Raw genomic sequence first — 22,262 nt, forward strand, 5'->3', positions numbered from 1 at the left:
CGCGGAATTGAATGTTTTATGTCATTTCGATTACAGTCTGCGGAAAACCGAAATCAAAACGAACCTAAAACGCGCCCTCAAAGTGACGTGGCAGCGTCCAGGGCCGCACCGCAACGATGTCATAGCGTAGCGTCAGCCTTGCTGCGTCGGGCTGGCGGGAAAGCCAATGATCGCCGGCGGCACGGATGCGATTCTGGCTTGCGAAGGTAACAGCGTCGATCGCCGCCATCAGATCCTGGCGGGCCTTGACCTCCACGAATGCGATGAGTTCGCCGCGCCGCGCGATGATGTCGACCTCCCCGGCCCGCACCCGGTAACGTATGGCCACGATACGATAGCCCTTCGCCATAAGGAAGAATGCCGCGCCCCATTCCGACCATCGCCCCCGACGTTCGGCCCGCTTTCTCTTTAGTGGGGAGGCAAGCCTGTTCATCCGTCGCCTTTCAGCTCTAGCAGGCGTTGATAAAGCTCCTTGCGCGGCTGGCCGGTCAGTTTCGCGACTTCCGCCGCTGCCTTGGCGGTCGGCAGGGTCTCGGCAAACTGGATGAGCATCCGGTCGACATCGCCGGACTCGGGCGCCGGCTTTTCCAGCGGTGGTCCGATCACCAGCACGACCTCGCCCTTGACCGCCTTGTCCGCATAGTGGTCAGCAAGCTCCTGAAGCGTACCCCGGCGGAATTCCTCGAAGGTCTTGGTCAGTTCGCGACAGACGCAGGCGTGGCGCTCGGCCCCAAGCTCCTGCGCGGCGGCAAGAAGGGTGTCGCCGATGCGGTGCGGGCTCTCGAAGAAAATCAGCGTGGCGGGCACGTCGATCAGCCCGGCCAGCCGCTCGTGGCGCGCCTTGTCCTTGACCGGCAAGAAGCCGGCAAAAAGGAAGGCGTCGTTGGGTAGACCGGATCCGACCAGGGCGGCGAGCGGCGCCGAGGCACCAGGGATCGGCACGACACGATGGCCGGCCTCGATCGCCAACTGCCCCAAGCGATAGCCTGGATCGGAAACGAGCGGGGTCCCGGCATCAGAGACAAGTGCCACGGATCTGCCCGCCTCGAGCGCGGCGATCAACTTCGGCCCGGCCTCGTTGGCATTATACTCATGATAGGAGAAGGGCCGGTTCTTGATACCGTAGCGGTCCAGCAGCACACGGGTCACGCGCGTATCCTCACAGGCCAGCACATCGGCACCGGCCAGGGTTTCCAGCGCCCGCAGCGTAATGTCGCCGAGATTGCCGATCGGGGTAGCGACCAGATAGAGCGCCGGCTCCTGCGGCCGCGCGGTGATCACCACGTCATTGATGCGATAGGTCCGCAGCTGTCCCGTCCCTTGCTTTACATCTTCCGTCACTCTGTCCGTCCTGTGTGCTCGCCTGCTTCCCTCCTTATCATCCAGCCCCTCCGGTTGGGCAAGGGCGGCATTCCCGACGCCTCGTTAGTCATGGCGTCAAATTGGTGCGCGACATCACAGCTACCTCTTGCTTTTCGCGCTTAATTCCTGCCATTTTGCCCGTCCCACATCATCCGGCCGCCGACGGCCGGCAAGGAACAATGCGGCGCGGCATACCGGGCCGCGACAGGTCGAAAGCGGAAGCGTCCATGCGTATTACTCTCGAACGGTCCAACCTTCTCAAGTCGCTCAACCACGTGCACAGAGTGGTCGAACGTCGCAACACGATCCCGATCCTGTCAAACGTGTTGCTGCGAGCCGAAGGCGCGAGCCTGGCAATGAAGGCCACCGACCTTGACCTCGAGATTACCGAGGCGACGCCAGCTATGGTCGAACAGGCCGGCGCGACCACCGTCCCTGCGCATCTGCTCTATGAAATCGTCCGCAAGTTGCCGGACGGTTCGGAAGTGCTACTCGCCACTACGCCCGACGGCGCCTCGATGACAATCGCATCAGGGCGCTCGAAGTTCTCGCTGCAGTGCCTTTCGGAAGCCGATTTCCCCGATCTCACCGCAGGCAATTTCACGCATTCCTTCAAGTTGAAGGCAAGCGAACTGAAGATGCTGATCGACCGCACCCAGTTCGCCATATCGACCGAAGAGACGCGCTATTATCTGAACGGCATCTTTCTGCACACGATCGAGAGCGCCGGCGCGCTCAAGCTGCGCGCGGTGGCGACCGATGGTCACCGACTGGCCCGCGCCGACGTCGAGGCGCCGGCCGGCTCGGAAGGCATGCCGGGCATCATCATCCCGCGCAAGACCGTTGGCGAATTGCAGAAGTTGGTCGACAATCCCGACCTTATTGTCACCATCGAAGTGTCGGACGCCAAAATTCGCTTCACCATCGGCGAGATCGTCATGACCTCCAAGCTGATCGACGGCACCTTCCCCGACTACCAGCGCGTCATTCCCCAGGCGAACGACAAGGAGATGCGCGTCGATTGCCAGAGCTTCGCCCGGGCTGTCGATCGCGTGTCGACCATTTCATCCGAGCGCGGCCGCGCCGTCAAGTTGGCGCTTGCCGAAGGGCACCTGACACTGACCGTCAACAACCCGGATTCCGGCAGTGCGACGGAAGAGGTCGCGGTCGGCTATGAAAACGACCCGATGGAAATTGGCTTCAACGCCAAATATCTGCTCGACATCACCGCACAATTGTCCGGCGACGACGCAATCTTTCTGCTGGCCGATGCCGGGTCTCCGACGCTGATCCGCGACACAGCCGGCGATGACGCGCTCTACGTCCTGATGCCGATGCGCGTGTGACTCCTGACGCATTCGGGGGATATTTCTCCTTGTGCGCCATTTTGTCTTGTTTTTGCGACAATCCAGCGCAACATGCGCCGGACGTGGATGAGCGCGTTTTAAGGTCTTGAGTGGAGATTAAGCCATGGTACGACGGTTGAAGCAGCGGTTCGAGAAGAAGTTCGATGAGGAGATCCGCTTCTTCAAGGGCATGATGCAAGGGCCGAAGACCGTGGGTGCCATCGCTCCGACGTCCTCTATCACCGCACGCAGGATGGCCAGCGTCGTCAATCCACACTCCAGTCTGCCGGTGCTGGAACTCGGACCCGGAACGGGCGTGATCACCAAGGCGATCCTGGCGTGCGGCGTAAGGCCGGAAAACCTCGTTTCGATCGAGTATTCCGAAGATTTCTACGACCATCTGGTTCAAACCTATCCAGGCGTCAACTTCATCCACGGAGACGCCTTCGATCTTCAGAAGACGCTCGGTCCCCGCGCCGACCAGATGTTCGACTCGGTCATCTCGGCTGTCCCCTTGCTCAACTTCCCGATGTCAGAACGCATCCGCATGTTGGAAGCGCTGCTCGACCGCCTGCCGCCGGGACGCCCCGTCATGCAGATTTCCTATGGCGCCGTCTCACCGATCATCGCCAAGCCGGAAAGCTATCACATCCAGCATTTCGACTTCGTCATGCGCAACATTCCTCCGGCGCAGTTGTGGATCTATCGTCGCGGCTGACGGCTGCAGCAAGCCGGGATGTTCGGCCTCTATATCACCCACCCCCAGGTCTGGATCGATCCGACCGTTCCCGTTCCTCAATGGGGACTGTCAGACATCGGTGCCGCTCGCGCTGAACTAGCCGCGGCACGCCCCTGGGCGAAGCAACTGGCGCGCATCGTCTCAAGCGCAGAAACAAAGGCGATCGAAACCGCGGAAATCCTCGCCAGGGCTGCCGGCATCGGCTTCGAGACCGTGGAGGCAATGCATGAGAACGACCGGTCGGCCACCGGCTTCCTGAAGCCCGACGAATTCGAAAAAGCCGCCGACTGGTTCTTCGCCCATCCGCAAGATAGCTTTCGCGGCTGGGAACGGGCAGCGGATGCGCAGGCCCGCATCGTTGCCGCCGTCGAAAAGATCCTCATCGGACACAATCCGCGCAACCCGATCGCCTTTATCGGCCATGGCGGGGTGGGAACCCTGCTCAAGTGCCATCTCGACAACCGTCCAATCGCCCGCGCCCATGATCAGGCGCCGGGCGGCGGTAATCTCTTCGCCTTCTCTCTTGCAGATCTGCGCGTCGCATGCGACTGGACCCCCATCGAAGACTGGCAGGGGATGGACCAATGACGCCACGCGAACGCCTCATCGTCGGCCTGGATGTGCCGACCGTCCGGGAAGCCGAGACCATCGTCACGACACTTGGAGACGACATCCTGTACTACAAGATCGGCTATCAGCTGGCCTTTGCCGGTGGGCTCGAGTTCGCCCGCGAACTTGCCCAGAGCGGCAAGAAGATCTTCCTCGACATGAAGCTCTTGGATATCGACAATACCGTCGCTTCCGGCGTCGAGAACATCGCCAAGATGGGCATGTCGATGCTGACACTGCATGCCTATCCCAAAGCCATGCGGGCCGCTGTCAAGGCGGCAGAGGGCTCCGGTCTCTGTCTGCTCGGCGTCACCGTGCTCACCTCAATGGACGAGCAGGATCTGGTCGATGCCGGCTATGAATATGATCCGCACACGCTCGTGCTGAAGCGTGCGGAACAGGCGCGCCTTGCCGGCATGGGCGGCATTGTCTGTTCGGCAGAAGAAGCAAGCGCCGTGCGCAAGATCATCGGTCCGGATATGGCACTGGTTACGCCCGGCATCCGCCCGGCCGGCGCCGACAAGGGTGACCAGAAGCGGGTGATGGCGCCCGCCGACGCGCTGAAGGCCGGCTCCAGCCACCTCGTCGTCGCCCGCCCGATCGTCAAAGCTCCGGATCCAAAGGCCGCCGCACTGGCGATCCTCGCGGAAATGGCCACCGCTCTCTGACGGAACGACCGCCGGCAAGAGGCGATCAGTCGTTTCCGACGATCTCGTTGGTCGGATCGGTATTGCGGATCAGTCCCTTCCAGCCGCCGAGAATACGATTATCGCGCACGACATTGAACTTGGCGAAGTCACGCGGGTCGAGGCCGCTGCCCAAAGGAAGGTCCGGGGCACTAAAGCGATGGGTGGTGCGGCCGTTACGCTGGTTCAGCCAGATCGCTGGCCGCGGCCGGATCAACGCGTCGTAGAGAAAACGATTGCCCTCAATGCGATTGTACTGCGGCGACTGGTGACGGATCGTACCGCCCTCGCCGGCATTGCGGTAGAGGAAGATGCCGCCATTGACCGCCCCCTCGAAGACATTGCCGGAAATGACATTACCCGCCGAACCGTCGATCGCGATTTGCTCGCGCCGCGTCGTCTTCACGGCAAAGCGATTGCCGGTGATGCGGTTCTCCGCGCTCTCGGCGTCGAGATATAGCGCCGTGGCCGTCGTGTCGCCTTCAAACCGCGAGCCGTTGACCGTCACTCTCGTCACGCCAGGCCCGAGATAGAGCGGCAGAGTGCCACGGGCGATGAAGACGAGATTGTCGAGGACAATGGCCGTCGGTGCGGCGGCCTGCGCCCGGGCCGTGTGACCGGGCTTCAGAGACGACAGGCGCACCGGCTCCGCCTGGCCGTTCAAGCCGAGGCCGACGAGACGCAGATTGCCGATGATCGTGCAGTTTTTCACCGTAATGTTGCGCGGCGCGCTCCATCTGCCGCCGTCGCCCTTGAGCGAGCGGATCAGGACGGTCGGACGTCGATAACTGATCGTCATATCGGACGTGCCGAGCGTTCCGCCTCGGCAGTCGAGGGTGATGCCCGAGGCCTTGGCGCCAGAAAAGGCAATCGGGCGGGCGACAACGTCTTTCGGCCCGAGTGTCAGGTCGCAGACGATCTCGACCGGATCTGCCATGGCACCGGCCGGACTACGCAACTCACTATAAACCGATGCCGGGCAGGCCCTGGCTTCAGCCGCACCAGCCGGCCAAAGGGCGGACCCACCGGCGATCAACGCCAGGGCAAGCCAGACGCGTCTCCACGACAAAATCTTCCGATCTCCAGCAGATCTGCGCATCGCTCTATTCCTGTTAACCAGCCTCGTCTCACCCCGAACTGCGGTAAGGTGAAACGCTTGACCGGGGCGTCGAATTGCGAAATGAAACCACAATAACCAACAGGAATGGGGCAAAACATGGCCAAGGGCTACTGGATCGCACGTGTCGATATTCGCGACGGTGAACGCTACAAGGATTACGTGGCGGCAGCAAAGCCCGCGTTCGAGAAATATGGCGCCAAGTTCCTTGCGCGCGGCGGTGAGTTCACCGAACTCGAAGGCAAGGCGCGCGCGCGCAACGTCGTCATTGAATTCCCGTCGCATCAGGCCGCCGTCAATTGCTATAACTCGCCGGAATACCAGATCGCCGCGAGAATCCGCCAGGAAGTGGCCGATGCGGAAATGGTCGTTGTCGAAGGCGCCTGATTAAGAACTTTTCGAGGGGCCGCCGGCACCGACAGCCCTTCCGCTCGCCTTCCGATTCGGCTAAAGACAGCAAGATCTTCAGCGCATCCTGCGCATGCCTATTCCAAGGAGCCCATCATGACCTTGTCCAACCTTCCGCCGCTCGTCACCGTGTTTGGGGGATCGGGCTTCGTCGGGCGTCATGTCGTGCGGGCGCTTGCCAAGCGCGGCTACCGCATCCGCGTCGCGGTGCGTCGTCCCGACCTCGCTTTCTTCCTTCAACCGCTTGGCAATGTCGGCCAGATCTCCTTCGTCCAGGCAAACCTGCGCTATCGCGGTTCGGTCGACAAGGCGGTGCAAGGCGCCGACCATGTCGTCAACTGCGTTGGCATTCTGTTCGAGAGCGGCCGCAATAGTTTCGACGCCGTACAGGATTTCGGTGCCCGCGCCGTCGCTGAAGCCGCCCGTGCGGTTGGCGCCAAGCTCACCCATATTTCGGCTATCGGTGCCGACGCCAAGTCGGAATCGGACTATGCTGCCTCCAAGGGGCGCGCCGAGGCTTCCGTCCAGTCGATTGTTCCGGATGCCGTCATCCTGCGCCCTTCGATTATTTTCGGCCCGGAAGACGGTTTTTTCAACAAGTTCGCCGCCATGGCCAAGATGCTGCCCGTCCTGCCGCTCGTTGGCGGTGGCAGGACCCGGCTCCAGCCGGTCCATGTAGAGGATGTCGCCGAGGCGGTAGCCCGTTCGGTCGACGGCAAGCTCGCCGGCGGCAAGATCTATGAACTCGGCGGCCGCGACGTCATGAGCTTCCGCGAATGCATGGAAACCATGCTTGCCGTGGTGGACCGCAAGCGCGCCTTCATCTCGCTTCCCTTCGCCGTCGCCTCACTGCTTGGCAGCCTTGCCTCGCTTATCCCCTTCGTCAAACCGGCGCTGACCAGCGATCAGGTCAAGCTTTTGAAGTCCGACAATGTCGTGTCGGACGCCGCCAAGGCCGAGGGACGCACCCTCGAGGGTATGGGGATCAGCCCGGCTTCCGTCGAACCGATCCTGCCGACCTATCTCGTCCAATACCGGCCACACGGTCAGTATACCGGCTCGGGCAAGGCCGCCTGAACTTCAGGTGGAACCTGATCGACCATCTCTGCGTTGCACAAAAGACGCAGGGATGGAATCCTTGCGTTAACCGCGGATTCAGCAAGATCGCCTATTGATGACCGTGCTGCCAATGCGTAAAGAAACCATCACTTCTGGCGCCGCGGATTGTCGCTGGCGACGAACAAACCATCACACCGAGGGACCTCTTCATGGGTAAGTCTATCGCACTGTTCTTTGCATGTGCGGCACTGGTCATCATCGCCGGTTCGTTCCTGGCTCCGTCCACCGTTGCTGCGCGCAAGGGCAATTGCGCACCCGCCTATGGCGTGGATCCCTGCAGCACTGCCTCGATTTCGATCACGCAGTAAAAAGACTGCTTTCCAGACAAAAAAGGTCGCCCGAGGGCGGCCTTTTTTTATCTCAGGCAGAAGTCTCAGCCACCGATCCCGAGGATCAGTCCGATGAGGCCGAGAACACCGACAACGATCCGCCACCAAGCGAAGGGGGCGTAGCCACGCTTCGAGACGAAGTCGAGAAGGCTGCGGACAACCAGCAGCGCCGAAAGGAAAGCCGCGACGAAGCCGATGGCGATGATCGCGCTATCATCAAAGCTCAGCGCATCCCGATTCTTGTAGAGGTCGAGCGCAAAGGCGCCGACCATGGTCGGCATGGCGAGAAAGAAAGAGAATTCTGCCGCCGAGCGTTTATCAGTGCCCAGCAGCAGAGCCCCGACGATCGTCGCGCCGGAACGTGAAACACCGGGGATCATCGCGACGCACTGGCACAGACCTATCTTGAAGGCGAGCGACAGGGGATACTCAGTCACTTCGGTATATTTGGGCGTGAGCTTCAGCCGATCGATCCACAGCAGAACAAAGCCGCCGAGGATCAGCATGACGCAAATCATCATCGGCTCTTCGAACAGCACCGACTTGATAAAATCATGGGCAAGCGCGCCGACCACCGCCGCCGGCAGGAAGGCCAGAAGGATCGCCGCAACGAAGTGGCGGCTTGCCGGATCTGTCGGCAGACCGATGGCCAGCAGAAAGAGCTTGCGGAAATAGACGCTGAGGATCGCCAGAATGGCGCCGAGCTGGATCAGCACGGCGAAGGTGTTTTCCGGCGATTTGAAGCCGAGAAAATGGCCCGCAAGCAAGACGTGGGCGGTCGAGGAGACAGGAATGAATTCCGTAAGCCCTTCGATGAGGCCGAGGAACAGCGCGCTTAGAATGGACTGGTCTTCCATGGAAAATCCTTGAGAGGAAGCGGGACGGGAGGATGTGCGATCTGCTTGTATTACGTCAATCAAGCTCCTATAGCTTGGAAGCCGTGGTCATGACCAGCCGCAAGTCGCGCGCCCGTGCCGGTGTCCAAGCGTCATTAAAATCCGAGTGACAATGCCAACATTGTATCATCACCCCATGTCGACCGCGTCCCGGTTCATCCGACTGGTCCTCTCCGAATATGGCTTCCAGGTTGACCTCATCGAAGAACAGACATGGGAAAAGCGTCGAGAGTTCCTTTCGCTCAATCCGGCCGGAACACTGCCTGTCTATGTCGACGACAATATGCGGGTCCTGTGCGGCCCGGCGGTCATCTCCGAATTCCTTGACGAGACTCATGGCGTCCTGAAGCGCGACCGCCGGCTGCTGGCCGAAGATCCGTTCCAACGCGCCGAAATCCGCCGTCTCACGGAATGGTTCCTACAGAAGATGGAGCAGGACGTCACCAAACCACTCGTACGCGAACGCGTTCACAAACTGCTGATCCCGAATGGCCTCGGTGGCGGCGCGCCAGATTCGAAGGTGCTGCGTACCGCCCGTGGAAATATCCGCCAGCACATGAAATATCTGAGCTGGCTGTCCGGCTCGCGCCCCTGGCTCGCCGGTGACCGGCTCAGCTATGCGGACCTCGCGGCCGCCGCGGCCATTTCTGTTCTCGACTATCTCGGCGAGATCGATTGGTCGGAATACCCCATCGCCAAGGAATGGTATCAGCGACTGAAGTCGCGTCCGTCCTTCCGCCCGCTGCTGGCCGAGCGCCTGCGCGGCCTCACACCGGTTTCTCATTACGCGGATCTGGACTTCTGACGGAACGGGGCCATGCCGGAAGCGCAGGCTATTTCCACAAGCGACAGGAAGCGTGCATCACTGACGGCCTTCATCAAGAAGGAGGCCGAGGCTCTCGGCTTCGAGCTCTGTCGCGTCGTAGCGCCCGACTCCATTCCCGATGCACCAGCGCGGCTCTCTTCCTATATCGCGGCAGGCTATCACGGCACCATGGACTGGATGCCGGAGACGCGCGAGCGCAGGGCCGATCCGCGCGTTCTGTGGAGTGAGGTACGCTCCATCGTCATGTTCGGCATGAACTATGGACCCGACCTCGACCCGCGCCACCTCCAGCAAGAGCCCGGCAAGGGAGCGATCTCGGTCTACGCTCGCAATCGCGACTACCACGACGTGATGAAAGGGCGGCTGAAGGAAATCGCTACGCGCTTTGCCGCGCGTTCCGGTGCCGACGTCAAGGTTTTCGTCGACACGGCCCCGGTGATGGAAAAACCGCTCGCCGCAGAGGCCGGACTCGGCTGGCAAGGCAAACATACCAATCTGGTCAGCCGAAAGTTTGGCTCCTGGCTCTTCCTCGGCAGCCTGTTCACCACCGCGGATCTCAATAGAGACGCCCCAGAAATCGACCACTGCGGCTCGTGCCGCGCCTGTCTCGACGCCTGCCCAACCGATGCCTTCCCTGCACCCTACAAGATTGATGCGCGGCGCTGCATTTCCTATCTGACCATTGAGCACAAGGGCAGCATCGATCCGGCGTTGCGCGCCGCCTTTGGCAACAGGATTTACGGCTGTGACGATTGCCTGTCGGTCTGCCCGTGGAATAAGTTCGCGCAAGCCGCGCGGGAGATGAAGCTTCAGGCCCGCGCCGATCTGATCGAACCGGATCTTCGCTTCCTGCTTGCTCTGGACGACCCGCACTTCCGCACCTTCTTCAGCGGTTCGCCGGTCAAGCGCATCGGCCGCAACCGTTTCGTTCGCAATTGCCTGATCGCGGCAGGGAATTCAGCCCTGCCCGAACTGATCCCCGCCTGCCAGACGCTCGTCGATGATCCCGCACCGGAGGTTCGCGGCATGGCCGTCTGGGCTCTGTCGCGGCTCATGCCGGGCCCGGAATTCGAGCGGCTGAGCAGAGAGCGCCTTCCGCTCGAGACTGATGCCGAGGTAAGACGGGAATGGATGCTATCGGAGTGAGACCATGCATGTGATGATTTTCGGTGCCGGCTATTCCGGCAAGGCGATCGGCCGCCTGCTCAGTGTCGCCGCTCACCGCGTCTCAGGCACGACGCGCAGCCTCGAGAAGACGGCTGCCCTTGGCGACTGCGGCATCGTGCCCTTCGTGTTCGATGGCAGCACACTTACGCTGGAGCTGCGCACGGAGCTGGCGACTGTCACCCATCTCGTCCAATCGATCGCTCCGGGCCGTGACGGAGATCCGCTGATCCGCCTGTTCGGCAGGGAGCGGCTTGAAACACTAATGCCGAAGCTCGAATGGGTCGCCTATCTTTCCACGGTCGGCGTCTATGGTGATCATGCCGGCGCCTGGGTGGACGAAGACACGGTGCCGAAGCCGGTGTCAGAGCGTTCGGTCGAGCGGGTCAAGGCGGAACAAGCCTGGCAGGCGCTCGCCGAAAAGAACGGCCTGCCGCTCGCCATCCTGCGCCTCTCGGGCATTTACGGCCCCGGCCGCAACGCCTTCGTCAATCTCGCCAATGGCACCGCGCGGCGTCTGGTCAAGAAAGATCAGATGTTCAACCGCATTCGTGTCGAAGACATTGCCCGTGCCGCTGTCTTCCTCGCCGAAAGGTGTGAGCCCGGCATCTTCAATGTCACCGACAATGAGCCCAGCCCGCCCCAGGACGTGGTGAGCGAAGCAGCGCGGCTGATGGGGATCGATCCGCCGCCGGAACAGGCGTTCGAGACAGCCGAGCTCTCCCCGATGGCACGCTCCTTCTACGGCGAAAACAAGCGAGTTTCGAACGCTCGCCTGCAAGCGCTGGGCTTTGCCTTCCGCCACGAGAACTATCGCCAGTCGCTGAACGATCTGTGGCTGGACGGCAGCTGGAACAAAGCTGGCGCCTAAGCGTTTTAACGTAAGAACGACATCTCCAGAGGTTTGACTCGCCGCCGTCCGCCCCCGGATTTCCACATTTCAGGCAAAAAATGTGGCGGCTTGGATTATTTTTCCGTGTTTTTTTTCGTGATTGCACCATTCCGGGATTCACCCGAAATGGAATTCTGTTTTTCACCTGAAATTAAACTGTTTTTGCGCTTTCTTACCAAATCGTAAACACGTAAATCGCACACGCCGAATCACAAATGTTACATCTCGTAATATTCCGTGATTGCCAAAGGGCACGTTTTTGCCATTTTTTCCCTCGTTTTGGCGCCGCCACGCAAAATTTGGCTCGGGTCAACGACTAGGGAAATGTAAATTGACGAATAAACGGCGCTCAACCTTCACCATTGCAACTATTGTTGCCCTCTCTGCTTTCTTGCCGCTCTCGGCCCATGCGGCCTCTTCATGCGGCGGCGCATCATGGTATGCGCTCCACTCCAAGACAGCTTCCGGTGAACGCATGAACCCGACGCTTCTCACCGCTGCCCACAAGTCGCTGAGTTTCGGCACCAAGCTGAAAGTCACCAATGCCACGAACGGCAAGAGTGTCATCGTGCGGATAAACGATCGCGGCCCCTTCATCCGCGGCCGCGTTCTCGACCTCTCCAAGGCCGCCGCCCAGAATATCGGCATGATCCGCTCTGGCCACAGCAAAGTCTGTTACGAGATCATCGGCTGACCGCGAGCCGGCGACCGTGCACACGAGTGGTCGGCAAGGCGCTTGCTCTTCAATCGGTTCGCAGCTACCACGCTCTCTTCAAATGCAGGAGAATGGAACATGCGTCTGGGCGGCCGACTTGCCGGTGCGATCGAAGTACTGGATGACATCGAAGCACGTCGTCGCCCCGTGGCAGACGCGCTGAAGGACTGGGGTCTCGCGCACCGCTTCGCCGGCTCTGGCGATCGCGCCGCGATCGGCAATATCGTCTATGACGCGCTGAGGATGAAACTCTCTCATGGCTGGCTCATGGACGACGATAGCGCTACGGCGCTCGGCTGGGCCGTGCTGTTGCGCCAATGGAATTTCACGGCGGCAGACTTGGCGTCGCAATTCGACGGCGACAATTTTGCCCCGAAGCCGCTTTCTGCGGAGCAATCGGCGGCCTTTGCCAGCCGCCGTTTGGAAGACGCTCCCCTTCACGTACAGGGTGACATTCCGGAATGGGTTCAGGCGTCCTTCGAGGCCGCCTTCGGAGAAAACTGGCTGGTGGAAGCCAAAGCGCTCGCCGGTCGGCCCACGCTCGACCTGCGTGTCAACACCCTCAAGGCCAATCGCGACAAGGTCCTGAAGGCGCTCGATCGTACCGGCGTGCAAGCCGCAAACATCGCCCGCTTCGGCATGCGGGTGCCAGCTGGCGAAGGCGCTTCGCGTCTGCCGAACGTCACCGCCGAACTCAGCTTTCAGAAGGGCTGGTTCGAGGTCCAGGATGAGGGGTCGCAAATCGTCTCCGATCTGGTCGATGCCGGTGAAGGCGATCAGGTGCTGGACTTCTGCGCCGGCGGCGGCGGCAAGACTCTGGCCCTGGCGGCAGCGATGCACAACAAAGGCCAGGTCCACGCCTATGACGCCGACCGCAAGCGGCTCGCGCCGATTATCGAAAGGCTTAAGCGCGCTGGCACGCGCAATGTTCAGGTACACGACAGCCTGCGTGGCCTCGACGGGCTGAAAGGCCATGTCGACCGGGTTCTGGTTGACGCCCCCTGCACCGGTACCGGTACCTGGCGCAGGCGCCCGGACACCAAGTGGCGGCTGACTGACCGCAACCTACAGGAACGCGTTGTGCAGCAACAGGAAGCGCTGACCGAAGCGGCCGCCTATGTGCGCCCAGGTGGAGATCTGTTTTACGTCACCTGCTCCCTCCTTCCAGAGGAGAACGATGCGCAGGTCACCGCTTTTTGCGCTGCCAATACGGAATTCTCGATCGCTCCGTCGCTCGAGACCTGGGACAAGCTATTCGGCAAGGCGTCTCCTCGCCCACTGTCGCAGAACGGCCTGACTGTGACGCTCAGCCCAGCTTCCACCGACACTGATGGATTCTTCTTCTGCCGCATGCGTCGCAAGGGCTGATTGCCGTCAGGCATCAGCACTTGGCCGAGGACAAGTCGAAAGCCGAAATCATTGTAGACTATTTGACACCAGTTTAATTTTGCGCCAAGAGAGGGTCATTCGTTTCAAGGAGAAGGCGCACCGGCGTCGAAGGAGAGACCATGTCCCGCAAATCCATTCTTGGCGCCTCGTTCGCGCTCTTGATTGCCTCGGCAAGCTTCATGGCCAGCCCGGCAGCCGCTGCCGACGAAGCGGCCGTTCTCGTCCATTATGCGGCGATGGCGGAGGCCAAGTTCGAAGATTCTCTGACCACGGCGAAGGCCCTAGATGCCGCTGTCGACGCGCTGATCGCGGCCCCGAGCGATGAAACGCTGAAGGCCGCCCGCGCGGCCTGGATCAAGGCCCGCGTGCCCTACCAGCAGTCGGAAGTCTATCGTTTCGGCAATGCCGTGGTCGATGATTGGGAGGGCAAGGTCAATTCCTGGCCGCTCGACGAGGGCCTGATCGATTATGTCGACGCCTCCTATGGCACGGAAAGCGACGACAACGCCTTGTTCGTCGCCAATGTCATTGCCAACCCAAAAATCAAGATCAACGGCAAGGACGTCGACGCCACCAATCTGACGCCGGAATTCCTCTCCGAAACGCTACATGAAGCCGGCGAGATTGAAGCCAATGTGGCGACCGGCTATCATGCCATCGAGTTCCTGCTTTGGGGTCAGGATCTTAACGGCACCGGCCCAGGCGCCGGCAACCGTCCCTATACGGATTTCGACACCAAGAGCTGCACGAACGGCAATTGCGACCGCCGCGCGGCCTACCTGAAGGCCGCCACGTCTCTGCTCGTGTCCGATCTTGAGCAAATGGTCACCGCTTGGGCACCGGAAGGCGAAGCGACGAAGACCGTAACCGCAGATCCCAAGGCCGGCATTTCCGCCATTCTGACTGGCATGGGTTCGCTCTCCTACGGCGAATTGGCTGGCGAGCGCATGAAGCTCGGCGTCCTGCTGCATGACCCGGAAGAAGAGCAGGACTGCTTCTCCGACAACACTCATGCCTCGCACCTTAACGACGCCATCGGCATCGCGTCGGCCTATACCGGCGAATACACCCGCATCGACGGCACCAAGATGACCGGTCCGTCGCTCTCCGAACTGGTCGCCGCCAAGGATGTCGCACTCGATACCGAAATGAAGGCGAAGCTGACCACGACGCTCGACGCCATGAACGCCATGGCCAAGCGCGCAGAGACGGTCGAGGCCTATGACCAGATGATCGGCGAAGGCAATGCCGAAGGCAATGCTACTATTCAGGCCGCCATCGACGGACTGATCGACCAGACCAAGACCATCGAACGCGTCATTGCCTCACTGGACATAGGTGCGGTCGAGCTTGAAGGTTCCGACAGCCTGGATAATCCTAACGCTGTGTTCCAATAAGACAAAGGCGGGCCACCGGATTGCTTCGGTGGCCCGATTTTCATGCCATGCTCCGCATAACCGCCTCCAGGACCCGACATCTTTTGCTCGCGACCATCCTGTCGTTCGCGACGCATTGCACGGCGCGGGCCGATGATGCGGCAAGACGTACGGATCTGACCCCAAAAGATCTGAAGCGCGTCGAACGGGTCACCGCACCAACGCAGGATTTCTCCAAGCCGGAGCGATTTGAGCTGATGCAGGGTGGCGCCACCACCTCCACCCATCCGTTCAATGGAGATGCCTTTTCGCATTTCTCCACCAATATCACTTTCTCCGAAGAGGAAGAGTTCAAGCTCGGCAATGCGCTGTTTCGAAAGCTGTGGGTGTCCTCGCCCTCTTCGACCCAGGCCTCGGACGGCTTGGGGCCGCTTTTCAACGCGCGCGCCTGCCAAAGCTGTCACCTGAAGGACGGTCGAGGCCATCCACCCGAAGGGTCGGCCGATTCGACCTCGATGTTTCTGCGGCTCGCCCGCCCGGCGCGCACCGAGGAGGAGCGCGAGGCACTCGCCGATCTCAAGGTCGTCAATTTTCCCGACCCGACCTATGGCGCCCAGTTGCAGGATCTCGCCGTCCCGGGGCTTGCCGCCGAGGGACGGATGGTCATCACCTATAGCGAGGAAACCGTAACGCTCGCGGGCGGCGAGACCGTCTCCCTGCGCAGGCCAAAATACGAGATCGCCGATCTTGGCTATGGTCCACTCGACCCGGAGACGACGCTGTCGCCGCGCATCGCCAATCCAATGATCGGCATGGGGCTGATCCAGGCGATCGCCGACGCAGACATCCTCGCCAAAGCCGATCCAGATGATAGAGACGGCAACGGCATTTCCGGCCGTGCGGCCCGCGCCCGCGATCATCGAACCGGTGAGTTGAGGCTCGGCCGCTTCGGCTGGAAGGCACAGAACGCCTCCGTGCGGGATCAGAATTCCGGCGCCTTCGAGGGCGACATCGGCATTTCCACCCCGGATGCGCCGCACCATTGGGGCGACTGCACGCAGGCTCAGAGGAAATGCCTGTCCTTGCCGAACGGTGTGCAGAAGCGTCTCGGCGACACCGAAGCGCCGGATCCGGTTCTCGATCTCGTGACCTTCTACTCCGAGAACCTCGCGCCACCGGCGCGTCGTGGCATCAACAATGCGATGGTGCTGAGGGGTAAGAGCATATTCTACAACTCCGGCTGCGTCGCCTGTCACACACCCAAATACGTGACCAGCCGCAATGCCGAGAACGCGGCGCACCGGTTCCAGTTGATCTGGCCCTATTCCGACTTCCTGCTGCACGATATGGGCGAGGGTCTTGCCGACGGCCAGCAGGTTGGCGATGCGACCGGAAGCGAGTGGCGCACAGCGCCGCTCTGGGGTATTGGTCTCACCAAGGAGGTGAACGGGCACACCTTCTTCCTGCATGACGGTCGCGCTAGAAGCCTTACCGAGGCAATCCTGTGGCACGGTGGAGAAGCACAGACCGCCCGCGATAGCTTTGCCGCGCTTGTATCCGATGATCGTAAGGCGCTGATAGCCTTTCTGGAGTCCCTATGAAGTCTGTTATTCTCGGCATCGTCACCGCCTTCAGCCTGACCGCAGTGGCGGTGGCGCAGGATGCCACACTGGCGCCGCCGGCTCTCCACACCGACGCAATACCAGCCGTGCTGGAAAAGGCAGTCGACGGCTTCATCCGCCCGGGGTACAGCCATTTCCGCGACGAAGCGGCAGCGCTTGAAACCGACATGCGCGCGCTTTGTGTCGCTCCGTCCGCGGTAGAACTCGACAAGGCGCGGGCCGGCTTTGACAGTACGGTCAGGGCCTGGTCGACCATTGAGATCGTTCGGGTCGGGCCAATCATCGAGAACAACCGCTTCGAACGGATCCTCTTCTATCCGGACCGCAAGAGCACGGGCCTCAAGCAGGTGCAGGCTATCCTGGCCAAGCCAGACGAAAGCGCCACAGCCGTCGAAACGTTGAAGGACAAAAGCGTAGCCATGCAAGGCCTAGGCGCGCTGGAGTTCGTGCTCTTCGGTACCGGCTCTGACGGGCTCCTTGCCGAAAAGGATAGCTTCCGCTGCCGCTACGGCGCGGCGATCGCCGGCAACCTGGTTCGGCTCGGCGGCGAACTCTCCACCGAATGGGACCGCCCGGATGGCATCCAGAATGCCTGGAAGCATCCCGGTCCTGGCAACGTAGTCTTCCGGGATGGCCGCGAAGCGGTGACCGAACTGCTCGGCATTCTGGTGCATGGCGCAGAGGCGATCCGCGACCAACGGATCGAGAACTTCTACAAGGGTGAAGAAAACAACACCTTCCCCAAGCAGGCGATCTACTGGCGTTCCGGCCAGACCTGGACCTCGATCCAAGGCAATGTCGAGGGCCTGCGCTCACTGCTCAAGGTGTCGGGCATGGATAAGCTCGTGAACGAGGATTCGCGCTCGATCGTCTCCTCGCTCGATTTTGTCGCAAAGTCGCTCATCCGCGTTGCCGGCGATATCAACCCCGACATCGAGACCGCTGTCTCCGACCCGATCGAACGAGAGAAGCTCGACTTCCTGCTCTTGAACAGCAAGGACCTGATCCTGCGCCTCAGCAATGACTATGGCGGCGCGATAGGCCTTACCGCAGGCTTCTCCTTCTCCGACGGCGACTAAGATGGTCAGAAGCGCGCTGATCGACAGGCGAGCCTTCATGAAAGCCGCCGGTGCCGCCTTTCTTGCCCCGCTTTCGCCGCGCGCCCTCTTTGCCCTGCAGCGCAGCGATGCGGTTTATGCCGCTGGCTTTCGCGACCCGGACGGCCGATTTGGCGTCGCCCTGATTGCCGAGGACGGCACCTTCATCGACCGAGTGGATCTGCCCGGCCGCATCCACGGGCTCTGCCACTGCCCCGCGACCGGCATGACGGTTGCCTTCGCCAGGCGTCCCGGAACCTTCGCAGTCGCTTTCGATAGTCGCAACCATAGCGAACCTGTCGTGATCGTCGCGCCGGAAGGCCGGCATTTCTTCGGCCACGGCCATTTCTCACCGGACGGCCGCCTGCTCTATGCCAGCCAGAACGATTTCGACGCCAATCGCGGCATGATCGGCGTCCACGATGCCTTTGACGGCTTCCGGCGGATCGGCGAATTCGAGGCGTATGGCATCGGCACCCATGACATGACGGTGAGCGACGACGGCCGTCTGCTGATCATCGCCAACGGCGGCATCGAGACCCATCCAGATTTCGGCCGCACCAAACTGAACCTCGACCACATGGAGCCATCGCTGGTGATCGCCGATGCAAAGACCGGTGCCTTGATCGAGAAGCACGCTCTGCCCGGCGAACTCTCCCGGCTGTCAACCCGCCATCTCGACGTCGGTCAAGACGGGCGGATCTGGTTTGCCTGCCAGTATGAAGGCCCGCGCAACGACACGCCTCCGCTGATCGGCTATTTCGCCAGAGGGGAGGCCCTGTCCTTTGCCGCCTTGCCCGATGAAGTCACCACCGGGCTTGCCAATTATGTCGGCGCGATCGCCGTCAACCGCAGCAGCGGAACGATCGGCATCACCTCGCCGAAGGGCGGACTCGCCGTCACCCTCGACGGCCGCAGCGGCGCGGTCGTTTCAACGGCCCGGGTCGCCGACGCCGCCGGCATAGCGCCCGCCCCATCGGGCTTTGCCGTTTCATCCTATGACGGGCATTTCAAGGGGACACGAAGCCCGGTCGCCTGGGACCAGCATATCGTCAGGATTTCATAGAGCCACCCTTGGCCTCGGAGGCTGGCGCGCTATCTCTATAGCATGCGCAAAGTCGTCATCTATTCCGTCTTCATCGCCGGCGTCGTCATCCTCGGCATCCTGTCCGGCGTGTCCAACATGCCCAGCACTTGGTATCAGTCACTTGAGAAACCATTCTTCAATCCGCCGCCGTGGGTTTTCGCGCCGGTCTGGACATTGCTCTACGTGATGATCGGGATCGCTGGCGCACGGGTCTGGCTCAAGGCGCCGGCTTCCGCCGCCATGCAGATCTGGTTTGCCCAAATCGCCCTCAACGCGCTCTGGTCATCTGTATTCTTCGGCCTTGAAGCACCGGGCCTCGCCCTTCTCGTGATCGTCGGCCTGCTCGTGACCATTCTCGGTTTCCTTTGGAAGGCCGGTCCGATCGATCGCCCCGCACGACTGCTTTTCACTCCCTATCTCGCCTGGGTCAGCTTCGCGACGTTGCTCAACGCCTCGATTTTCCTGATGAACTAACGCGGTATGTGCCCGAATCCCAGTTCGGGCCGCTTGCCGAAGCGCATGGAGCATGCCAGTTTCGCAACCGCGAGAAGGGGTGATCCATGAGTGAAATCAACAGCGACACGATCGACGATCGGATAAGGCTGAGTTTTGCCCGGCAAGGTGCCATGCGCACGCTCGGCGCCGAGCTTACACGGATCAGCCAGGGTGTCGTAGAGATTGAACTGCCCTTCAGCGAGAAGCTGACCCAGCAGCACGGCATCCTGCACGCCGGCCTGATTTCCACCACGCTTGAGACCGCCTGCACCTACAGCGCCTATACGATGATCGAGTCTGACGTCTCGCTGCTGACGATCGAGTTCAAAGTCAACCTTCTGTCGCCCGGCAAGGGCGAACGCTTCCTGTTTCGCGGCGAGATCACCAAACCCGGCTCAACCATCATTGTCGCCGATGGACGTGCCTATGCGCTGAGCGACGGCCCGGCCAAGCTCATAGCATCGATGACCAGTACGATGATGGCCGTTCGCGGCAGGGAAGGAATTTCCGGATGACCTTCGAGCTCAAATCGGTATCGAGCAAGTCCATCCTCTTCGTCATGGCGGCCGAGGCCGAATATGGCCCCTTTCTGCGCTCGCGCATTACCCCCCTGATGACCGGCATTGGCCCGGTCGAGGCGGCTGTGGCCCTCACCCGTACGCTCGCCCATCTGGACGCCGAGGGACAGCGACCGGACCTCGTCGTCTCGCTCGGCTCAGCCGGCTCCGCACGGCTGGAACAAACGGAAATCTACCAGGCCTCATCCGTTTCCTATCGCGACATGGACGCCTCGCCGCTTGGCTTCGAAAAGGGGCGCACTCCCTTTCTCGACCTGCCGGCCGCGCTGGAACTGCCCTTGCGCATTCCCGGCGTACCAATCGCCAGCCTCTCGACCGGTGCCAATATCGTGTCGGGTGCCAGTTATAAGGCGATCGACGCGGACATGGTCGACATGGAAACCTTCGCCGTATTGCGAGCCTGCCACGCATTCAGCTTACCGCTGATTGGATTACGGGGCATTTCCGATGGCAAGCAGGAACTGAAGCATGTCGACGACTGGAAGGAATATCTCCATGTCGTCGACCGCAAGCTGGCGCTCACCGTCGACACACTGTTTGAGGCGCTCGAAGACGGCGTCTTCTGGTTCTAGGCCCGAAAGGGCCTGTTTTGCGGACAATCGGCACAATTCTCCGATTGAAAGAAGCCGCAGTTTTCATTAAAGGCTCGCCATGACCCAGACAGCACATCCCGACAGCGTTCTTATCATCGATTTCGGCAGCCAGGTAACGCAGCTGATCGCACGCCGTGTGCGCGAAGCAGGCGTCTACTGCGAGATCGTCCCTTTCCAGTCCGCCGAAGACGGCTTTCACCGTCTGAAGCCCAAGGCGATCATTCTGTCGGGCAGCCCGGCTTCGACGCTTGATGAAAATAGCCCGCGCGCGCCGCAGGTCATCTTCGACAGTGGCCTGCCGATCTTCGGCATATGCTATGGCCAGCAAACGATGTGCGCCCAACTGGGCGGCAAGGTCGAAAGCGGCCACCATCGCGAATTCGGCCGCGCCTTCCTGGAGATCGACAAGGAATGCCCGCTGTTCGAGGGCCTGTGGTCCGCCGGTTCCCGCCATCAGGTATGGATGTCGCATGGTGATCGTGTCACCGCAATCCCGCCGGGCTTCAAGGTCGTCGCCACCTCGTCCAACGCGCCGTTTGCCTTCATCGCCGACGAGAAGCGCAAATATTACGCCGTTCAGTTCCATCCAGAAGTGGTGCACACGCCGGACGGCGCCAAGCTGATCCAGAACTTCGTCCACCATATCGCCGGCATCACGGGCGACTGGACGATGTCGGCCTATCGCGCCAAGGCCGTCCAGCAGATCCGCGACCAAGTCGGCAACAAGCGCGTCATCTGCGCGCTGTCCGGCGGCGTAGACTCGTCGGTTGCAGCGCTGCTGATCCATGAAGCCGTCGGCGACCAGTTGACCTGCATCCTCGTCGACCACGGCCTGATGCGCAAGAACGAGGCGGCCGACGTCGTCGCCATGTTCAAGGAACACTACAATCTGCATCTCATCCATGTGGACGCGGTCGACAAGTTCGTCGGCGAACTGGAAGGGGTCTCCGATCCGGAAACCAAGCGCAAGATCATCGGCCGCCTGTTCATCGAGACCTTCGAGGATGAGGCCAAAAAGCTTGGCGGCGCCGATTTCCTCGGTCAGGGCACACTCTACCCGGACGTGATCGAGAGCGTTTCGTTCACCGGTGGTCCTTCAGTCACGATCAAGTCGCATCACAATGTCGGTGGCCTGCCGGAACGTATGAACATGCAGCTGGTCGAACCGCTGCGTGAGCTATTCAAAGACGAGGTCCGCGTGCTCGGCAAGGAACTGGGCCTGCCGGATAGCTTCATCGGCCGTCACCCCTTCCCCGGTCCGGGTCTTGCCATCCGGTGCCCGGGTGGCATCACCCGTGAAAAGCTCGAAATCCTACGCGAAGCGGACGCCATCTACCTTGATGAGATCCGCAAGGCCGGGCTCTACGACGCGATCTGGCAGGCCTTCGCCGTGCTGCTCCCGGTCCAGACCGTGGGCGTGATGGGCGACGGGCGCACCTACGAATTCGTCTGTGCGCTCCGTGCCGTCACCTCGGTCGACGGCATGACCGCTGATTTCTACCATTACGACATGGACTTCCTCGGCCGAGCCGCCACCCGCATCATCAACGAAGTCCGCGGCATCAATCGTGTCGTCTACGACGTGACGTCGAAGCCGCCCGGCACGATTGAGTGGGAATGATCTGAGCTTCTCGCAGCTTATTACGGCCGGTAACATCGTTACCGGCCGTAATGCGTTAAAGGGTGCCAATCGCAGCCATTAGGCGGAATTCTGCGTGGCAGTTTTCAACCGAAAACAGCGCCGAGAGGCGACTAAGGCGCAAGCTGGCATGGCAACGGTCCGCCGCGTGAGGCTCTCCCTCACCCTTCATTTGCTA

The 22,262-nt window shown here is 61.2% G+C and carries 24 protein-coding genes; 20 read left to right on the plus strand and 4 right to left on the minus strand.

All coding sequences use genetic code 11. The annotated features are described in order from the left end of the window. Positions 1 to 64 precede the first annotated feature (64 nt). Both RNA01_RS03165 and rsmI read right to left on the minus strand, forming a co-directional pair. Complete coding sequence (locus RNA01_RS03165; RefSeq protein ID WP_147178500.1) at positions 65 to 433, minus strand: YraN family protein; 369 nt, start codon at positions 431 to 433, stop codon at positions 65 to 67. Further along, entirely contained in the window at positions 430 to 1,308 is an 879-nt protein-coding gene (gene rsmI / locus RNA01_RS03170) for a 16S rRNA (cytidine(1402)-2'-O)-methyltransferase (protein ID WP_371864044.1), read from the minus strand. Before rsmI ends, RNA01_RS03165 begins: the two co-directional genes overlap by 4 nt. Before the next feature lie 281 nt (positions 1,309 to 1,589). Here rsmI and dnaN point away from each other — a divergent pair, with 281 nt between their 5' ends. The 4 genes from dnaN (at position 1,590) to pyrF (ending at position 4,724) form a co-directional block, all read left to right on the plus strand. After that, entirely contained in the window at positions 1,590 to 2,708 is a 1,119-nt protein-coding gene (gene dnaN, locus RNA01_RS03175; protein ID WP_147178502.1) for a DNA polymerase III subunit beta, read from the plus strand. 124 nt (positions 2,709 to 2,832) lie between these two features. Next, a complete protein-coding gene (gene pmtA, locus RNA01_RS03180; RefSeq protein ID WP_147178503.1) occupies positions 2,833 to 3,426 on the plus strand; it encodes a phospholipid N-methyltransferase PmtA in 594 nt (197 codons plus the stop codon). Positions 3,427 to 3,444: 18 nt separating this feature from the next. Continuing rightward, positions 3,445 to 4,035, plus strand: coding sequence for a histidine phosphatase family protein (locus RNA01_RS03185; protein ID WP_147178504.1), 591 nt, complete (start codon positions 3,445 to 3,447; stop codon positions 4,033 to 4,035). Then, positions 4,032 to 4,724: an orotidine-5'-phosphate decarboxylase gene (gene pyrF / locus RNA01_RS03190; protein ID WP_147178505.1), complete on the plus strand. Its 693-nt coding sequence runs from the start codon at positions 4,032 to 4,034 to the stop codon at positions 4,722 to 4,724. Before RNA01_RS03185 ends, pyrF begins: the two co-directional genes overlap by 4 nt. 25 nt (positions 4,725 to 4,749) lie before the next feature. On the opposite strand, the gene RNA01_RS03195 is transcribed toward pyrF, so the two are convergent. Then, positions 4,750 to 5,841: a right-handed parallel beta-helix repeat-containing protein gene (locus tag RNA01_RS03195; protein WP_147178506.1), complete on the minus strand. Its 1,092-nt coding sequence runs from the start codon at positions 5,839 to 5,841 to the stop codon at positions 4,750 to 4,752. 117 nt (positions 5,842 to 5,958) lie between these two features. Between RNA01_RS03195 and RNA01_RS03200 the strand changes: the two genes are divergently transcribed. The 3 genes from RNA01_RS03200 (at position 5,959) to RNA01_RS23610 (ending at position 7,694) form a co-directional block, all read left to right on the plus strand. Then, entirely contained in the window at positions 5,959 to 6,246 is a 288-nt protein-coding gene (locus RNA01_RS03200) for a DUF1330 domain-containing protein (RefSeq protein ID WP_147178507.1), read from the plus strand. A 117-nt stretch (positions 6,247 to 6,363) separates the two neighbouring features. After that, positions 6,364 to 7,344: a complex I NDUFA9 subunit family protein gene (locus RNA01_RS03205; RefSeq protein ID WP_147178508.1), complete on the plus strand. Its 981-nt coding sequence runs from the start codon at positions 6,364 to 6,366 to the stop codon at positions 7,342 to 7,344. Positions 7,345 to 7,535: 191 nt separating this feature from the next. Beyond that, on the plus strand, positions 7,536 to 7,694 hold the full coding sequence (locus RNA01_RS23610; protein ID WP_170253337.1) for a hypothetical protein: 159 nt from the start codon (positions 7,536 to 7,538) through the stop codon (positions 7,692 to 7,694). 65 nt (positions 7,695 to 7,759) lie between these two features. Here the strand turns inward: RNA01_RS23610 and RNA01_RS03210 are convergent, their stop codons facing one another. Next, entirely contained in the window at positions 7,760 to 8,572 is an 813-nt protein-coding gene (locus RNA01_RS03210; protein WP_147178509.1) for an undecaprenyl-diphosphate phosphatase, read from the minus strand. A 151-nt stretch (positions 8,573 to 8,723) separates the two neighbouring features. Between RNA01_RS03210 and RNA01_RS03215 the strand changes: the two genes are divergently transcribed. The 13 genes from RNA01_RS03215 (at position 8,724) to guaA (ending at position 22,066) form a co-directional block, all read left to right on the plus strand. Beyond that, entirely contained in the window at positions 8,724 to 9,416 is a 693-nt protein-coding gene (locus RNA01_RS03215; RefSeq protein WP_147178510.1) for a glutathione S-transferase family protein, read from the plus strand. Between the two features lie 12 nt (positions 9,417 to 9,428). Next, positions 9,429 to 10,583: a tRNA epoxyqueuosine(34) reductase QueG gene (gene queG, locus RNA01_RS03220; RefSeq protein WP_147178511.1), complete on the plus strand. Its 1,155-nt coding sequence runs from the start codon at positions 9,429 to 9,431 to the stop codon at positions 10,581 to 10,583. Between the two features lie 4 nt (positions 10,584 to 10,587). Beyond that, the gene (locus tag RNA01_RS03225; protein ID WP_147178512.1) at positions 10,588 to 11,472 is read left to right on the plus strand and encodes an SDR family oxidoreductase; all 885 of its coding nucleotides are present in this window, start codon (positions 10,588 to 10,590) and stop codon (positions 11,470 to 11,472) included. 352 nt (positions 11,473 to 11,824) lie between these two features. After that, a complete protein-coding gene (locus RNA01_RS03230; protein ID WP_147178513.1) occupies positions 11,825 to 12,187 on the plus strand; it encodes a septal ring lytic transglycosylase RlpA family protein in 363 nt (120 codons plus the stop codon). A 99-nt stretch (positions 12,188 to 12,286) separates the two neighbouring features. Next, positions 12,287 to 13,576 (plus strand): RsmB/NOP family class I SAM-dependent RNA methyltransferase, encoded by a 1,290-nt coding sequence (locus tag RNA01_RS03235; protein ID WP_147178514.1) that lies wholly within the window; start codon positions 12,287 to 12,289, stop codon positions 13,574 to 13,576. Positions 13,577 to 13,716: 140 nt separating this feature from the next. After that, complete coding sequence (locus RNA01_RS03240) at positions 13,717 to 14,994, plus strand: imelysin family protein (protein ID WP_147178515.1); 1,278 nt, start codon at positions 13,717 to 13,719, stop codon at positions 14,992 to 14,994. A 47-nt stretch (positions 14,995 to 15,041) separates the two neighbouring features. After that, positions 15,042 to 16,574 carry a di-heme oxidoreductase family protein gene (locus RNA01_RS03245; protein WP_147178516.1) on the plus strand — a complete coding sequence of 511 codons (1,533 nt, stop codon included), beginning with the start codon at positions 15,042 to 15,044 and terminating at the stop codon, positions 16,572 to 16,574. Beyond that, positions 16,571 to 17,674 carry an imelysin family protein gene (locus RNA01_RS03250; protein ID WP_147178517.1) on the plus strand — a complete coding sequence of 368 codons (1,104 nt, stop codon included), beginning with the start codon at positions 16,571 to 16,573 and terminating at the stop codon, positions 17,672 to 17,674. The genes RNA01_RS03245 and RNA01_RS03250 overlap by 4 nt, the downstream gene beginning before the upstream one ends. A 1-nt stretch (position 17,675) precedes the next feature. After that, positions 17,676 to 18,758, plus strand: a complete 1,083-nt coding sequence (locus RNA01_RS03255) for a DUF1513 domain-containing protein (protein ID WP_147178518.1) — start codon at positions 17,676 to 17,678, stop codon at positions 18,756 to 18,758. Between the two features lie 42 nt (positions 18,759 to 18,800). Next, a complete protein-coding gene (locus tag RNA01_RS03260; RefSeq protein WP_147178519.1) occupies positions 18,801 to 19,253 on the plus strand; it encodes a TspO/MBR family protein in 453 nt (150 codons plus the stop codon). A gap of 86 nt (positions 19,254 to 19,339) precedes the next feature. Further along, positions 19,340 to 19,789: a PaaI family thioesterase gene (locus RNA01_RS03265; protein WP_147178520.1), complete on the plus strand. Its 450-nt coding sequence runs from the start codon at positions 19,340 to 19,342 to the stop codon at positions 19,787 to 19,789. After that, a complete protein-coding gene (locus RNA01_RS03270; RefSeq protein WP_147178521.1) occupies positions 19,786 to 20,424 on the plus strand; it encodes a 5'-methylthioadenosine/S-adenosylhomocysteine nucleosidase in 639 nt (212 codons plus the stop codon). Before RNA01_RS03265 ends, RNA01_RS03270 begins: the two co-directional genes overlap by 4 nt. A 79-nt stretch (positions 20,425 to 20,503) precedes the next feature. Continuing rightward, positions 20,504 to 22,066 (plus strand): glutamine-hydrolyzing GMP synthase, encoded by a 1,563-nt coding sequence (gene guaA, locus RNA01_RS03275; protein ID WP_147178522.1) that lies wholly within the window; start codon positions 20,504 to 20,506, stop codon positions 22,064 to 22,066. The last annotated feature ends 196 nt before the right edge of the window (positions 22,067 to 22,262 follow it).

Origin of the sequence: Paenirhizobium naphthalenivorans (assembly GCF_007992095.1) — a bacterium.
Classification (GTDB): domain Bacteria; phylum Pseudomonadota; class Alphaproteobacteria; order Rhizobiales; family Rhizobiaceae; genus Allorhizobium; species Allorhizobium naphthalenivorans.